This window comes from Mycobacterium simiae (genome assembly GCF_010727605.1).
In the GTDB taxonomy this organism is placed as follows: domain Bacteria; phylum Actinomycetota; class Actinomycetes; order Mycobacteriales; family Mycobacteriaceae; genus Mycobacterium; species Mycobacterium simiae.
The window spans coordinates 2,441,855-2,456,963 of the sequence record NZ_AP022568.1 but is presented as its reverse complement, the minus strand read 5'-3'; the positions used below and the strand labels follow the sequence as shown (position 1 = coordinate 2,456,963).

Below are 15,109 nucleotides of genomic sequence, written 5' to 3'. Positions count from 1 at the left end.
GTGAGTCCCCGACGTAGTACCGACGGCCTACCGGTGACGGCCTACCTGGTGCTGGGTGTGCTGGCGGCCAACGACGAACAGCTGACCGCCGGCGAGATCAAGATGCGGGCCGAGTTGTCGGTCGGCCACTTCTACTGGTCGCCGTCGGTCAGTCACGTGCGACGCGAACTGAACCGGCTGTTGGTACGGGGCCTGGTCGCCGAGATCGGTGCCCAATCCGGCAGGCGTGCCATCACGTTGTACGAGACCACCGACTCCGGATTGGCCGCGCTGCGCCGCTGGGTGCAGCACTTCCCGGGCGATGAGCAGGTCGTCATCAAGCACCCCGTCATTCTGCGCACCTGGCTCGCGCGGGGCGAGGATCCGGAACGCATTGTCGACACGCTGGACCGCCATCTCGAGGCGACGCGGGCGCGGCTCGACGAGGCGCTCTGGTCACGGCAGCGTTCCCGCGAACTCGGCATCACCGAAGAACCCGAACACCGCTTCTCGTTTGCCGTGTTGGACTACGCCATCCGCGGGTTGTACGCGGAGATCTCCAACATTGCGCAGTTGCGTGACGAGATCGCCGGCGGCACAAGCCGAGATCCGGTCAGGCGGGTGCCGCGGACGAAGGGACAGATTCGTCGTCGGGAACACCGGGGCTAGCCGCGTAAGCGGTGCCGCGCGGTTCTCGCACCCACAGGGTTTCGCCGGCACCGATCGCCGTGCCCTCGGCGATCAACTGCCGCTTGAGCACCTTGTGGGTGGCCGTGCTGGGCAGATCGGCGGCCAGCCGCACGTAGCGCGGCCACGCCTTGGGGGACAGGTCGGGCTGCGCGCCGAGGAAGGCCTCGAACTCGACGGGATCGAGGGTGCGGCCGTCGTTGAGGACGATGGCCGCCATCACCTGATCGCCGACATGACCGTCCGGGACGGCGTACACCGCGACACGGTTGACCGAATTGTGGCGCAGCAGGATTCGTTCGATCGGGGCCGCCGCCATGTTCTCGCCGTCCACCCGCATCCAGTCGGCGGTGCGCCCGGCCAGGTAGATCCAACCCTGCGCGTCACGGTAGGCGAGGTCACCGGACCAGTACATGCCGTGCCGCAGCCGCTCGGCGTTGGCGGCTGGGTCGTTGTAGTACCCGGTGAAGAATCCCGCTCCCGCCGTGTTGACCAGCTCGCCGACGGCCTCGTCGGCGTTGACCAGTACGCCGCTGGCGTCGAAGCGAGCCACCGCGCACTCGGTGACTGTGTCGCTGTGGTAGATCGCGACACCGTCGATGCCTTTGCCGATCGACCCCTTGGGTGTGCCTTCTTCGCGGATCACGATGACCGCGTTCTCCGTCGAGCCGAAGCCGTCTTCCACCCGAACGCCGAAACGACGACCGAACTCCTCGATGTCCTTGTCGTTGGCCTCGTTGCCGAAGGCGACGCGCAGCGGGTTGTCCGCGTCGTCGTCGCGTTCGGGCGTGGCCAGGATGTAGGCGAGCGGCTTGCCGACGTAGTTCATGTAGGTCGCGCCGTAGCGTCGGACGTCGTCGAGGAAGTTCGTCGCCGAGAACTTCGCCGGCACGATCGCAGCGCCGGAACACACCGCGGGCGCCCACCCCGCGACGACCGCGTTGGAGTGAAACAGCGGCATGGACACGTAGCAGGTGTCCTGCGCGGTCAGGCCGAAGCGCTGGACCAGGTTGGTACCGGCGAACATCGCCATCAGGTGCGACACCTGAACCGCCTTGGGGTTTCCACTGGTGCCCGAGGTGAAGATCATCATGAATGAGTCCATCGCGGCGACGTCGCGATAGGGCACGAATTCCCCTGCGGCAGTAAGGAATTCATCCCACTGCGGCGTCGACGTGTCCAGGATCCGCGCAGCGCCGAGATCCAGACCCTCGATTAGGCCGCGATGTTCGGCGTCGGTGACCACGAACTGACAGTCGGCCCGGCGGATGTCGGCGGCCAGTGCCGGCCCGCGCCGGGTGTTGTTCAGCCCGCACAACACGTAGCCGCCCAGCCCGGCCGCCGCCATCTGGTTGAGCATCTCGGGCGTGTTACCCAGCAGCGTACCGACGTGCATGGGGCGTCCCGGGTCCGCGGCACCGATCAGGGCCGCGGCCCGCGTCGCTGCCTGGTCCAGGTGTTGACGCCAAGTCCACTGCAGATCACGGTATTTCACCGCGACGGTCGGATCCGACCGGCGTCGGCGCAGGAACGCCTGCATGGTGTCATCAGCCATCGAGATCCACCTTCACCCTGCCCAATCTACGAGACGAGACGGTCCGTCTTATCTTAGCGGGTGGTGCGGCCGGAAAATCCGCATGCCGCTGCGCCGGAGCCGAGGGCGGTCCCGGCCCCTAACCGCCCACCATCATCAGACCGCCGTCGACGGCCAGCAGTTGTCCGGTGATGAAGCCCGATCCCGGTCCGGCCAGGAAGATCAGCATCGGCCCGACATCTCGGGCCGGTTCGCCCAGCGTCCCACCGAGCGGGATCATCATCTTCATCTGCTGGTCGATCAGCGCGGCGGCATCCGGGCCGAGGAATTCGCGCAGCCGGTCGGCGCCCGGCGTCTGCACGGCCGGCGCCAGCGCGTTGACGGTGATGTTGTCGGAAGCCCAGGCCTTGGCCGCCGAGCGCGTCCACGCCTGCACGGCGCCCTTGGTCGCGGCGTAAACGGCCGAAATAGGGCTGCCCATAACAGCTTCGGAGGAGCCGAAATTGATGATCCTGCCGCCCTTGGGATGCTGGTTCTTCATCACCGCGTAGGCGGCCTGATTGGTCAGGATGGTGGCCTTGACGTTGGTGTCCAGCAGGAATGAAATGTCATCAGCGCCGATGTAGCCCGGTATGCCGGCCTGCCACAGCCCGGCGGCGTTCACCAGCACGTCGAGCCCGCCGAGCTGCGCGGTGGCGTGTTGGACCATACCCGTGACGGCATCGGCGTCGCGGACGTCGCACTGGATCCAGGTGGCGGCAAGGCCATCCGGCGGCGGCGTTTGGTGATACGTCGCGGCGACCCGGGCTCCCGCCGCCGCGAGCACCTCGACGGCGGCCGCGCCGATTCCGGTTGCTCCGCCGGTCACCAGGATTCGCCGGCCGTCGAGCGCGTGTGTCTGCTCTGACATGGGCGAAACGGTATACGGCCGGCAAAACGACCACTACCCCCGGGACAAAGCGGGCTAGGTGCGCACCGCAATCGTCGAAAGCAGATCGGCGAGCACGTCCGGCCGGTCCACCATCGAAAAGGTCCGCGCTCCGTCGATGACTTCGAGCTTGGCGTGCGGGATGGTCGCGGCCAGCCGTTCGCCGTCGACGAGGTCGAAGAACACGTCGTCGCGCGACCAGGCGATGAGTGCCGGCTTGTCGAATTCGGGGAGCCGGGCGGCGACGTCCAGGGTCACCTCGGGGCGCAGCGAAAGGGTCAGTTGCCGTAGGTCTTCGGCGATGGCAGGGTCGGCCAGACCGGGGCGCACCCAGGCCTCGGTGAGATCGTCGATATTGCGATGCGCCAGGCCGTCGAACGCACGGTTGCGCGCCGCGGGCACCCGCATGGCCTGGGCGACGGCCCGGAACGTCGTCTTCGACTTGGCGGCCAGGATTACCGGCTTGAGGATCGGCGGCGGAAAGTGTTCGAACGCATCACAACTCGTCAGTACGAGCGCACCGAGCCGTTCGGGGTGATGTACCGCGACCAGTTGGGTGACCACACCACCGGTGTCGTTGCCGACCAGCACCACGTCGTCGAGGTTCAGGGCCGCCAGCGTGTCGGCGACGATGTGCGCGACACCGCCGATGGTGCGGTCGGCGCCGGGGCGCAGCGGTTGCGGGTGTGCACCGAGCGGCCAGGTGGGGGCGATGCACCGCAGACCGCGGTCGGCGAGGCGTTCGCTGACCTGGCGCCACAGTTGTCCCCCCATCATGTAGCCGTGGACGAACACGACGGGCCTGCCGTCTTCGGGTCCGGTTGCTTCGTAATGGATGGTTCCGGCACTAATGTCGATCGTCGACATGAAAGGCTCCTACATCGGGATATACACTTACAAACAGGCTGTCTGTTCGTAAGTTACCAACAGGTTGTATGGAAAGCAAGAGACGGACTCAGATCGAGCGCTCCGCAGCGACCCGCGACGCGCTGATTTCGGCCGCCCGTCGCTTATGGGGCGAGCGGGGCTACGCCGAGGTGGGCACGCCCGAGATCGCGACTACCGCCGGTGTGACCCGCGGGGCCATGTATCACCAATTCGCCGATAAGGCAGCGCTATTCAAAGAGGTCGTCGAAGTCGTCGAACAAGACGTGATGGCGCGCATGGCCCGCGTGGTGGCCGAATCGGACGCGGCGACGCCGGCCGACATGCTCCGCGCCGCGGTCGATGCGTGGCTCAACGTCTCCGGCGACCCCGAGGTGCGCCAGCTGATCCTGCTCGACGCGCCGAGCGTGCTGGGGTGGGCGGGATTCCGCGACGTCGCCCAGCGATACAGCCTGGGTATGACCGAGCAGCTGCTCACCGAGGCGATGAAGGCGGGCCAATTGGCGCGGCAACCGATGCGACCGCTCGCGCATGTGCTGATCGGCGCGCTCGATGAGGCGGCGATGTTCATCGCCACGTCCGACGATCCGAAGCGAGCCCGCCGCGAGACCCGTCAAGTGCTGCACCGGTTGATCGACGGGATGCTGCACCACCCGGCGGACTGAGAGCTCAGGACTCGAACGGGCCCAGCAGCCCGGCCAGCGGGAAGCCGCACTGACTTGCAGGCTCATCCGGCCGGTGGGGTACGACGCACCCACTCCAGGCCACCGAGTCGTTGCGGATCGGGCCGGTGCACGGTCAATTCCGTTGCCGTCAGGGCGTTCTGAGGAACACGTCGTTGAGTGTGACGGTCCGCAGGTTCCGATCGCGGATGGTGTCGACCAGTTGCGGATACACATGGGTGACCGGCAGGTGGTTGAGGTGACCGATCACGATCGACTGGGGGGTGAAGTACTCGTCGGCCATCTTGAGGATGTACTCCTCGGTGATCAGCGTGGAATCCGACAGCGAACCGGACCACAGGGTCGGGACCGTGTACCCCAGGTAGGACGCGACGGCGTCAACGGTGGCGTTGCGCTTGGCGTAGGGCGGCCGGTAATACGGCTTCGCGCCGACGCCGTAGGTCTTCTTCAGGAAGTCGTCATTGCGTTTGAGTTCTTCGGCGACCTTGGTTTCCGGCACGGAGGTCAGGTCCGGGTGCGACCAGGTGTGATTGCCGAGCTGGATCTGTCCCGATTCCACCAGCGGCCGTAGCAAATCCAGATTCTCGGTCCAGGAGCTGTAGATGCCGTTGACGAAGAACGTCATCCGCAGGCCGGTGTCCTTGGCGAGTTGGGTGTAGGCCCGCACGACATCGCTGTTGACCCCGTCGTCCAGGGTCAGTGCGAGGAGGTCGCCGTCGCCGGGGAGCTTCATCAGCGCACCACCGCCGGGTAGCGGGATGCGGGCACTGAGCGGGGGCGGCGGTAACAAGCCGGCCGGCGACGGCGCCGCCGGACCGGAGGTCGCGGTCGACCCGAGCGGGGCTTGCGCGAACGTGCGCGGCTGCGGATCGACGATGAGGCGGGCCAGGCCGACGCTGGCGACCGCGGCCGCGGCGAGTGAGCCGAGGAAACGACGGCGCTTCAGCTCTTCCATGGCACGGCCTCGTTTGCGCTGCGGTGGCGCTTGGGCGTGCCCGCGTGCGGGTCGCCTAGCTTGCCAAACTTCCCAGCCACAGCAGCGAACCGTACCACCGTCAACATGCACTCGTCGGTTTCGTTACGGGAGGGTCAGCTGTGAATTTTGAGCGGAAAGTGCCGCGGAGCTGCGATGGTCACGGTGCGGTCTCGACCAGGTCACGGATCAGTGCGGCTCGCCGGCAGCTCGTTGCGGCAACTGCGTCGGCTCGACACCGGGTGTGCCCAGCGCCGAGGCGAGCCAGGGCAACGACGCGTCGAATGCCTGGGCGGCGAACGGCCAGTCGTGTTTGCCCGGCTGGGTCACCACCGCGCAACTGATTCCGTTGGCCTTGGCGATGGTGCACAGTGCGTGCGCCGCCGCGTCTTGGCCTTCCGGGTTGGCCGCCGCGGTAGTCGCCAGGCTCGGGTCGGCCGCCTGCGCGACGTTGTGCGCTCCGGGCGGCGTGGGAATGTCGAACCATCCGGACAACCCGGTGTAGCGGCCGTGTCGGGTCATCACCGTGAGCGGGTCGAAGTCGACCCAGGCTGCGGTGTTACCGCCGAACAGCTGGGCGATGGTCTGGTCCTTGCCGCCGATGTTGGGCCGGAAATCGCCGGCGATGTCGACGAATGCGCTGAACAACTGCGGATGCATGACGGCCAGGGTGACGGCGCAGGTGCCGCCCATCGACCAGCCGGCGACACCCCAGTTCGTCCGGTCGGTGCTGACGCCGAAGTTGGACACCATGAACGGCACCACCTCTTTCGTCAGGTGGTCGGCAGCGTTGCCGCGGCGTCCGTTGACGCACTCGGTGTCGTTGTCGAACGCGCCGGTGGGATCGGGGAACACGAAGACCGGCGCGAAACCGTGATGGCGGGCGGCAAATCCGTCGATGGCGGTGAAGGCGCCGCCGGGCCCGAGCCAGTCGGACGGCAGGTTGAACGCCGAGCCGATCATCATGACCGTCGGCAGTCGGGGTGGGGGGTTGGTGTTGAACCACGCCGGGGGCAGATAGACGAGTTCCTGCCGGTGCGGAAAGTCGGATTTGTCAGAGCCGATGTTGACCGGAACGACGACACCCTTGTCCGGCTTGGTCCCCGCGACCTGCATGGCGGTGACCTGGAGCCGGTCGATCTGATCGGGCAGCGGCCCGGACGTCAGCTGGCTCCACGCCGCGAGCACGGTGGGGAAATAGCCGACCCAGACGTTCAGGGACATGCCCGCGCACAACACGCACAGCGGGACGGAGACCACCGCGACTGCCCGACGCCACCAGCGGGCGCCCTTCCAGCCCAGCAGCAGGACCGCGGCGGTCACTCCGCTCATCGCGATCCACACCCACAGCGTCTTGGGCGCCGGGTCGCCGGCGACCCCGAGCGAGACGATGTACCAATACGCCAGCGCCGTCACGGCCGCCCCGGCGATCAGCGCCACCGGCAGCGCGCCCCGCCACCAGCCGCGCCGGCGCCAGTCGATGACGACGACCAGGGCCACAAAGAGCGCCAGTGCTTGTGTTGCGAGTGGCAACCAGCCGTGCAGCAGGGACAGTTGTCCGACGAATTGGGGCAAGCGAGCAGACCTCAGAAGCTGTGAAACCCGGTAGGCCAGACCAACTATCCCATATCGCCGGAACGGATCGTGCTCGCGAAGGAGCGCAGCCGCAAGCTGTTTCCGACGACGAAGACGCTGGAAAAGGCCATCGCCGCGCCGGCGAGCATCGGGTTGAGTAGGCCGGCGGCGGCCAGCGGGATCGCGGCCACGTTGTAGCCGAACGCCCAAAACAGGTTCATCTTGATGATGGCCAACGTCCTGCGGGACAGCCGGATCGCATCGGCGGCGGCGCGCAGATCGCCCCGCACCAGGGTCAGATCGGCGGCCTCGATGGCCACATCCGTCCCGGTGCCCATCGCCAGGCCCAGATCGGCGGTCGCCAGGGCGGCGGCGTCGTTGACCCCGTCGCCGACCATTGCGACGACCTTGCCGTCGGACTGCAGGCGCGCGATCACGGCAACCTTGTCGGCGGGCAGCACCTCGGCGATGACGTGGGCGATCCGGAGCTCGCCGGCGATGCGGTCCGCCACGATCTCGTTGTCGCCCGTGAGCAGGATCGGAGTGAGGCCGAGCCGCTTGAACTGCCGGACGGCCTCGGCACTGGTGGGCTTCACGGTGTCGGCGATCACGAGGACCCCGCGGGCGCTGCCGTCCCAGCCGACGACGACCGCGGTCTTACCTTCGCTCTCGGCTCGAAGTTTGGCGGCGACCAGCTCCGGCGTGAGTGCCGGGTCCAGGTACTGGGACCAGTCGGCCAGCAGACTCGCCCGTCCGACGACCACGGTGTGGCCCTCGACGACGCCGTGCACGCCCTTGCCCTGCACATTGGTGAAGCCTTCGGCCGTGGGCAGCGTGCCGAGTTCGGCGACGGCGGCCTTCGCGATCGCCTGGCCGACGGGGTGCTCGGAGGCGTCCTCGAGCGCTCCGGCGTAGCGCAACAGCGTCGCACGGTCGACGCCGGGCGCGGGGACGACCGCGACGAGATTCATCCTGCCGGTAGTCACGGTGCCGGTCTTGTCCAGCACGATGGTGTCGACCGCGCGGGTGGATTCCAGCACCTCTGGTCCCTTGATCAGGACCCCGAGCTGAGCCGCGCGACCCGTACCAACCAACAGTGCGGTCGGGGTGGCCAGCCCCAACGCGCACGGACACGCGATGATCAGCACCGCCACCGCCGACGAGAACGCGGCGGCGACACCGAACCCTGCGACGAGCCACCCCACCAGGGTGGCCACCGCGATGCCAACGACGATTGGGACGAAGACGCCGGAGACGCGGTCCGCAAGCCGCTGCACGCTCGCCTTGCCCGATTGCGCCGCTTCGACCATCCTGGCCATCCGCGCCAGCTGGGTATCCGCACCGACGCGGGTGGCCCGCACGACCAGGCGTCCACCGGCGTTGACGGTGGCGCCGGTGACGGCGTCGCCCTCGCCGACCTCGGTTGGGACGGACTCGCCCGTCAGCAACGCGGCGTCCACGGCCGAGGAGCCCGACACGACGATCCCGTCGGTCGCGATCTTCTCGCCGGGACGCACCACGAACAGGTCGCCGACTCGGAGTTCCTCGATCGGGATGCGGCTTTCGTCGCCGTCCCGGTCGGGGCGCAGCACTGCGACGTCCTTGGCGCCGAGCTCCAGCAGGGCGTGCAGGGCGGCACCGGCCCGCCGCTTGGCACGCTTCTCGAAATACCGCCCGGCCAGGACGAACAGAGTCACTCCGGCGGCGACTTCGAGGTAGATGTTGCCCGCCGCGTCGCCGCGCTCGGCCGTCAGCGCGAAGCCGTGGCGCAGGTGCGAGTGGCCGGCTGTCCCGAACAACAGCGCGTACAACGACCACATGAACGCCGACAGCGTGCCGATCGAGATCAGCGTGTCCATGGTGGCCGCGCGGTGCTTGAGGTTCGTCCAGGCGGCGGCGTGAAACGGCGAGCCCGCCCACCCGACCACCGGGGCGGCCAGCGCCAGCGACACCCACTGCCAGTACCGGAACTGCAGCGCGGGGACCATTGCCATCGCGATCACCGGCGTCGCGAGTAGGACCGCGGCAAGCAGCCGATTGCGCAGCGACGACAGCTCGAGGTCGTCGGCGCGGTTGGCCGCCTGGTGTGGTCGCGGCAGCACGGCGGAATATCCGGCCTTCTTGACCTCGTCGACCAGCAATTGTGGGTCGTAGTCGGCCGGCACGGCGACGGTGGCCCGTTCCGTCGCGAAGTTCACGGCCGCCGCCACGCCGTCGAGGCTGTTGAGCGCTTTTTCCAGCCGGGCCGCGCAGGAGGCGCACGTCATGCCGGTGATGCTCAACTCCAGATTGCTGATCGCGCGCGTCGCCATGGCGTTCCTTTCTTATACCCCCCGGGGGTAAATCTTCTAGCTCACTTATACACCCCTGGGGCGGCAGCGTCGAAGAGTCGCTCCGCCAGATACCGCAACGATTCTGCCTGTCCGATGACGCGGATGGGCGGCCGGGCGCCCACCGATCACGGCTGCGACAGCAACAGCAATACCCGCCCGTCCGGAGGCGCCTGGGCGAACGCGCTCAGATCGAAGCCGTAGTACTCACGCTGCGTCGGGGTGATGGTGTCGATGACCTTGCCGGTTGCGGTCAGCCGGCCGTCGTGAACACCGGCCATCATGCCCTTGAAGTCGGCTACCGACAGCGCTTCGGCAAGGATGAGCGCCTCACCCCCCGAGGGCAGGGTGACCAGGACCCCAGCACCCGCGTAGTTGTTGCCGCCGCGTCCGGTACCGCGGGGCGCCCAATAAACGGGTTGGGAGGCGATCGTGCCTGTGATGCGCCGGTAGTCGCCCGGGTGGTCGGCGTCGGCCACGGTCACCACGGGCAGCGCGGCAATCGTGCGCTGTTCTCGAAACCACATGATGCCCAACGGAATACAAACGATCGCGTACATCATCAGCAGCAGCACGAGCACCGGCTTCCAGGCGATCTCCCAGCCAAGCCGGCGTTGTGACATCGGCAGGTCTTCCAGTCGCCCATCCAGCTGGCGGCGCCCGAGGCGAAAGACGTACCAGGCCAAGACGCGGGCCAGCGCCATGCAGCCGAGGATGATCAGACCGACGATGCCGGACACCCGAAAATAGAACGTGCTGTCACCCTGGTTGGTCGTCGCGGCCAGCATCACCGCCGGTATCGGCGCGGTGATCAGCAGCAGCAGTGCGTAGGAGGGGTGGCTGGTCAGATATGGGTAGGTCACGGTCCACGCGCGATTGCCGCCGTAGACCGTCACCGGACCGATGTCGGCGTGCACCATCGGCGTCCACGAACCCTCCACCACCCGCGGCTTGATCAGTGAGCGCACGAACAGCAAGCCAAAGATCAGCGAGACGACGAGCGCGGCCCAGAAAACCCCATCGAGCCGTTCCCCCGTCCCCGGCACGCCGAATGCCCCGCGAATATCGATGACTTTGCCGATGAAGAAGGTCAGTGGCATTACGAAGAACAACTCGGTCAGCCAGATCTGAATGAGCTGCGGAATGCGCGAGCCAATCCGGTCGAACGCCAGTACGCGTTGCCAGATGAACCGCAGGGCACCCATGGCAGGGGAGCCTACCTGGGAGTTGTGCGGCTCGGACGATGTTTGGTGGCATTGCTGAAGCGTCAGCCGACACCCGTGTATTACAGGTAGCCGGCGACGCACTCGGCGTCGTGGAAAAGCGGGAAAGCGGCGGCCCGCGGTGGCCACGCTGTGCTCTTCGGGTTTGCTCCGGCCGGCGGTGAAGTGCCGAGCCAGCGGCCATGGCACCGCAACGCTGTGGAACCTCGAGCGGGTCTACGCTGCCGGGTAGCGGAAGGAGACACCATGACTGTCGTCATCGTCGACGCGGGACCCCATCAGGTGAGCAGATCGGTTGATGTCGCCGCGCCGGCCGCGGAGCTGTACGAATTGGTGGCCGACCCCCGGCGGCATCCGGAGCTGGACGGGTCGGGCACGGTACGGGGCAACATCACCGCACCCGACGTATTGACCGTGGGCGCCAAGTTCTCGACCAGCATGAAGATGCTGGGTCTGCCGTATCGCATCACCAGTACGGTGACTGTGGTCAAGCCGCACGAACTGATCGAATGGCGCCATCCGGTGGGCCATCGCTGGCGCTGGAAGTTCGAGCCGCTCGGCCCGAACCTGACCAGGGTCACCGAGACCTTCGACTACCGCGACGCTGGCACCGTGAAGAAGAAGTTGAAGTACTACGAGCGAATGGGGTTCGCCAAGGCCAACGCGTCGGGCATCGAGGCGACGCTGGCCAGGTTGCACGATCGTTATGCGCCGAGCTGAACGCGACGGGACAGGGATTCGTAACCGTTCTTAGCCGACACACCGCGCCCCCGTCGGAAGGACGTCTATCGATGAACGCTAGCCGGACCGTCGTACCTGCCCAGCACTTGTCGCAACCGTTGACCCGGGCGGGTCACCTGATCAGTCGATACGGTCTGGTGGTCGTCTTGGCCTGGATCGGGTTCGGCAAGTACATCAAGATGGAATCCCGCGTCCTCATCCAACACAGCCCGCTGATGAGTTGGATCTACGACTTCCTCAGTTTCACCGCCGTGGCGCGTGCGTTGGGGACGATGGAAATCGTTGCCGCCGTGCTCATTGCGCTGTACCCGATCTGGCCGCGGGCGTCCGCGCTCGGCAGTGCGCTGGCGATCGTGTTGTTCCTTGGCACGCTGAGCTTCCTGTTCACCACACCGGGTGTTGTCGCCAGCCATGCTGCCGGGTTACCCGTGCTCTCGGCGCTGCCGGGGCAGTTCCTGCTCAAGGACCTCGTGCTGATCGGCGTCGCGGTGTGGACGCTGGGCGAAGCACTGCGTGAAAAGCGTTCCTCGGATCAGCCGCTTGGCTGAGCTCAGCGCGGCCCGATAGGCCCGCGGCTGCAGGCTGTCCGCCTGCTCCGATAGGCCCCGGGCCAGCGCGCAGATGGCTTCCACCGCGATCGTGCGTCGGTCTCGGCGGAGAGCATGGCGCGCCCGCGGGCATCGTCGGTGATCTCTGCGACGACGTCGCGCGAAGCCTTGAAGCCAAGGTACTGTGCGGGGCCGCAGCGGAATTCGGTGATGCTTCCGGCGCACAGCGCGCCCGAGAAGCCGGTCAGGTAAGGATGGTCACGAATCAACCGGGCAGACTCGTCCAGTACCGCGTCGATCCGGTCGGCGACGTGTCGTGTTGCGCGGCGACCGCTCGCAGCCGCGGTGCCACGATCGCCTCGATCTCCTCGCCGGTTGCCGTCAGTAGCGCTGAGTTCGTCGGGAAGTAGTGGTACCGGCTGGCGCCGGTCACCCCCGCCGCCCGGGCGATTTCGCGGATCGTGGCCTGCCAATAGCCGAGCTCGGTCACGCACCGCATGGCGGCGGTGATGATCCGTCGTCGGGTCTGCTGACTATCCGATCCGACGGGGCGGCCCGGCGCGGTCATGTTTCGTCGGGGCGAGGCAGGCGGTTATCGCGTCGAATTCGCCAGATACGTTTGCGCCGCGTCAGGTAGTAATCCGCCGTTAGACTCTCGCCGAGGCGCCAACCGCGCCACCTCGCCAGTAGGCACAGCCCCGCGCCGACTGCGATGCCGGCGAGTTCGCCGTACGGGGCCAGGCCGTGGCGGCAAAGCACGACTACCGTAGCGCTGGCCGCCACCGCAGGGGTCGCATAAAGGGTGTTACCGCCGAAGATCGCCGGGGTGCGGTGCACTGCCAGATCGCGCAGCGCTCCACCGCCGACGGCGCTGACTGTTCCTAGCAAAATTGCTGGGAGCCAAGACAATCCGGCTGCGAGCGTCTTCTCCGCACCGGCCACTGCCCAGGTACCCAAGGCCAGCGCATCGACAACCGGATAGGTGAGCGACCACAGTCGCGCGCGCAGTGGTATCAGAAACGCGACCGCCGCGCCCAGCAGCGCGATCACTACGTAACGGGTGTCGGTCAACGCCACCGGCGGTCCGTGCTGTAGCAGCGTATCGCGGATCACGCCGCCGCCGAGTCCCGACAGAATCGCGAGGGCGACGAATCCCACGGGGTCCATGCGGAATTCGCGGGCCACCACGCCACCGAGTACAGCATTGACAAACACGCCCGCTAGATCGATGGTGCGGGAAAGTTCACCCAACGCGGGGTTCACGGATGATCACCCACCGTGCACCTCCGGGAATCAATCGGTGCATCAAATATATTCGACGCGGAACTATGCCCGCGGTCGAAGGGTGGGTAACTATGCGAGCGAGGACCCGGCCGGGTCGTCCAGTTGGCGCCGACGGAGACGAGACCCGCCGACGCATCACCGCCGCGACCATGAAATGCGTGCCCGAGGTGGGGTATGCGAGGGCCACGATCCGTGAGATTGCCCGCGCGGCGGGCACCAGCCGCCATTTGCGGCTCGGCACGCGGGTGTGCTCCGTGGCATGGAATGCCGATGCTTGCGGCTGGGACGCTGCGCTGGCGCACGACGGGCACACCAGCTCAGGTCGTTTTTGGAGCGCACCGTGGCCGACACAAGGCTCCGTGCCGCTTTGACGCCAAAACTACCCATTGCGCTGCAAGCGAGTGCTGCTAGGCGACGAGTATTACCGTGCGCTACAACAAGATAACGTCGTCCTCGTCACCGAACCCATCGAACGGATCACCCAGACGTCGGTTGTCACCGCGGCCGGTGCTGGCGTCGACGTCGACGCGATCGTCTACATCCTGCCGGCCGGTGCGCGGCTGGTGGCCAGCGCGGTCAGCCGATTGGCCCGTCGAGGCGGTTACCTCGAGGTGCGCCCGGAGACGGAGAGACGCTACAACGACCGGCTGTCGCTGGACCTGGAGCGGACGATCTGGACACAGTGCGACAATTACTTTCGCTCGCCCACGTGCCGCATCGTCACCCAGTGGCCGTACACCGAGCTGGAATATGCCCGCCGGACCTGACGGCTGCGTCCCCGAGACTGGTTGCACAGCACCGACATTGGGTCGGTGCGGCGCGCGCAGCGGACCGGTCTGGTCGGCAGCAGGTAGGCGCGCCTACCCGTTCTGCTCGCCGCCGGCTGCCCTGGCACGCTCGGTCGTCGAGGCGACCACGCCACCGTCGTTGAGAATGTCGGTGCCGGTGAGGTAACCGGCCTTGTCGCTGGCGCAGAACGCCAGCAGTTCGGCCATCTCCTCGGGCGTGCCCCAGCGCGGGATGGCGGCGTTGGTCACCATCGCGCCGGCTCCGGCCTGCTCTTCCAGCCGTCCCATCTCGGTGTCGACCGACCCCGGCGAGACCGAGACAATACGCAAGCCGCGCGCGCTGAAGCGCTCGGCCTGTGACTGGCTGTACCACTTGACAAAACTCTTGCTCACCGCATACGCGAGGCCCGATCGCGCCTCCGCCGGTGCGATTTCGCAGAACGCCAGCATGGCGTCCATAAATCCGCCCTCATCCTGCAGTGCCGGCGGAAACTGTGCCGTCGGGATGACTTCCGTGGGCAGCAGATGCGCCGCCATCGAGGCGACGTTGACCACTGCGGCGCCCGCGTCTGCCGCCGCATAGAACGCCTCGTCGACGTTGACGGTGCCGATCGCGTTGGTCCGCAGCACGTAGTCGGCCGGCCCCATGCTCGGGCTCACCCCGGCGGTGTGGATCACGGAGGCCAGCGGGCCGAGCGCGCGGGCGGTATCGAACAGCTCGACGGCCGCACCGCGATCGGTGACGTCACAGTGGACGGCGGTCGGCTTCATCCCGAGGTCTTTCAGGATTGTCACCGCGGCGGTCAGTCGGTCGCGCCGCACGTCGCACAGCACCACGGTGTGGTCGCGGCCGACAATCTTCGCTGTGGCCACGCCCATGCCACCCGCGCCTCCGGTGATTACCGAGACTCGATTCATACCTGGACGGTATACGCAGCGCGATTGCGGTCT

Annotated in this window: 14 protein-coding genes and 2 pseudogenes; 6 read left to right on the top strand and 10 right to left on the bottom strand. The window is 67.1% G+C overall.

Annotation, left to right across the window (positions count from 1 at the left end; translation table 11 throughout):
* Nucleotides 1-648 carry a PadR family transcriptional regulator gene (locus G6N33_RS11380; protein WP_044509242.1) on the top strand — a complete coding sequence of 216 codons (648 nt, stop codon included), beginning with the start codon at nt 1-3 and terminating at the stop codon, nt 646-648.
* On the opposite strand, the gene fadD1 is transcribed toward G6N33_RS11380, so the two are convergent.
* The 3 genes from fadD1 to G6N33_RS11365 form a co-directional block, all read right to left on the bottom strand.
* The gene (fadD1, locus tag G6N33_RS11375) at nt 593-2,221 is read right to left on the bottom strand and encodes a fatty-acid--CoA ligase FadD1 (RefSeq protein ID WP_044509243.1); all 1,629 of its coding nucleotides are present in this window, start codon (nt 2,219-2,221) and stop codon (nt 593-595) included. The two genes, G6N33_RS11380 and fadD1, sit on opposite strands and share 56 nt — an antisense overlap.
* Before the next feature lie 118 nt (nt 2,222-2,339).
* The gene (locus tag G6N33_RS11370; RefSeq protein ID WP_044509244.1) at nt 2,340-3,110 is read right to left on the bottom strand and encodes an SDR family NAD(P)-dependent oxidoreductase; all 771 of its coding nucleotides are present in this window, start codon (nt 3,108-3,110) and stop codon (nt 2,340-2,342) included.
* 54 nt (nt 3,111-3,164) lie between these two features.
* Nucleotides 3,165-3,995 carry an alpha/beta fold hydrolase gene (locus tag G6N33_RS11365; RefSeq protein ID WP_044509245.1) on the bottom strand — a complete coding sequence of 277 codons (831 nt, stop codon included), beginning with the start codon at nt 3,993-3,995 and terminating at the stop codon, nt 3,165-3,167.
* 68 nt (nt 3,996-4,063) lie between these two features.
* Between G6N33_RS11365 and G6N33_RS11360 the strand changes: the two genes are divergently transcribed.
* Nucleotides 4,064-4,678: a TetR/AcrR family transcriptional regulator gene (locus G6N33_RS11360; RefSeq protein WP_044509246.1), complete on the top strand. Its 615-nt coding sequence runs from the start codon at nt 4,064-4,066 to the stop codon at nt 4,676-4,678.
* A gap of 148 nt (nt 4,679-4,826) precedes the next feature.
* Here the strand turns inward: G6N33_RS11360 and G6N33_RS11355 are convergent, their stop codons facing one another.
* The 4 genes from G6N33_RS11355 to G6N33_RS11340 form a co-directional block, all read right to left on the bottom strand.
* A complete protein-coding gene (locus tag G6N33_RS11355; protein ID WP_044512658.1) occupies nt 4,827-5,642 on the bottom strand; it encodes a polysaccharide deacetylase family protein in 816 nt (271 codons plus the stop codon).
* A gap of 216 nt (nt 5,643-5,858) precedes the next feature.
* Nucleotides 5,859-7,244, bottom strand: coding sequence for an alpha/beta hydrolase-fold protein (locus G6N33_RS11350; protein WP_044509247.1), 1,386 nt, complete (start codon nt 7,242-7,244; stop codon nt 5,859-5,861).
* Between the two features lie 44 nt (nt 7,245-7,288).
* A complete protein-coding gene (locus G6N33_RS11345) occupies nt 7,289-9,556 on the bottom strand; it encodes a heavy metal translocating P-type ATPase (protein WP_101528384.1) in 2,268 nt (755 codons plus the stop codon).
* Between the two features lie 146 nt (nt 9,557-9,702).
* Nucleotides 9,703-10,779, bottom strand: a complete 1,077-nt coding sequence (locus tag G6N33_RS11340; RefSeq protein WP_044509250.1) for a hypothetical protein — start codon at nt 10,777-10,779, stop codon at nt 9,703-9,705.
* Nucleotides 10,780-11,043: 264 nt separating this feature from the next.
* On the opposite strand from G6N33_RS11340, the gene G6N33_RS11335 reads away from it, so the two are divergent.
* Nucleotides 11,044-11,517 carry an SRPBCC family protein gene (locus G6N33_RS11335; RefSeq protein WP_044509251.1) on the top strand — a complete coding sequence of 158 codons (474 nt, stop codon included), beginning with the start codon at nt 11,044-11,046 and terminating at the stop codon, nt 11,515-11,517.
* Nucleotides 11,518-11,588: 71 nt separating this feature from the next.
* On the top strand, nt 11,589-12,086 hold the full coding sequence (locus tag G6N33_RS11330) for a DUF417 family protein (protein WP_044509252.1): 498 nt from the start codon (nt 11,589-11,591) through the stop codon (nt 12,084-12,086).
* A 265-nt stretch (nt 12,087-12,351) separates the two neighbouring features.
* Here G6N33_RS11330 and G6N33_RS27450 read toward each other — a convergent pair whose 3' ends face one another.
* Nucleotides 12,352-12,654 carry a TetR/AcrR family transcriptional regulator gene (locus tag G6N33_RS27450; protein ID WP_232069468.1) on the bottom strand — a complete coding sequence of 101 codons (303 nt, stop codon included), beginning with the start codon at nt 12,652-12,654 and terminating at the stop codon, nt 12,352-12,354.
* Nucleotides 12,651-13,349, bottom strand: a complete 699-nt coding sequence (locus G6N33_RS11320; RefSeq protein ID WP_044509253.1) for a trimeric intracellular cation channel family protein — start codon at nt 13,347-13,349, stop codon at nt 12,651-12,653. Before G6N33_RS11320 ends, G6N33_RS27450 begins: the two co-directional genes overlap by 4 nt.
* A 92-nt stretch (nt 13,350-13,441) precedes the next feature.
* Between G6N33_RS11320 and G6N33_RS11315 the strand changes: the two are divergent.
* Both G6N33_RS11315 and G6N33_RS11310 read left to right on the top strand, forming a co-directional pair.
* Nucleotides 13,442-13,591 (top strand): annotated as a pseudogene (locus G6N33_RS11315) (TetR family transcriptional regulator); the annotation flags it as partial.
* Between the two features lie 77 nt (nt 13,592-13,668).
* Nucleotides 13,669-14,224 (top strand): annotated as a pseudogene (locus tag G6N33_RS11310) (NAD(P)/FAD-dependent oxidoreductase); the annotation flags it as partial.
* Between the two features lie 6 nt (nt 14,225-14,230).
* Here G6N33_RS11310 and G6N33_RS11305 read toward each other — a convergent pair.
* Nucleotides 14,231-15,076 carry an SDR family oxidoreductase gene (locus G6N33_RS11305; RefSeq protein ID WP_081662137.1) on the bottom strand — a complete coding sequence of 282 codons (846 nt, stop codon included), beginning with the start codon at nt 15,074-15,076 and terminating at the stop codon, nt 14,231-14,233.
* Nucleotides 15,077-15,109 lie beyond the last annotated feature (33 nt).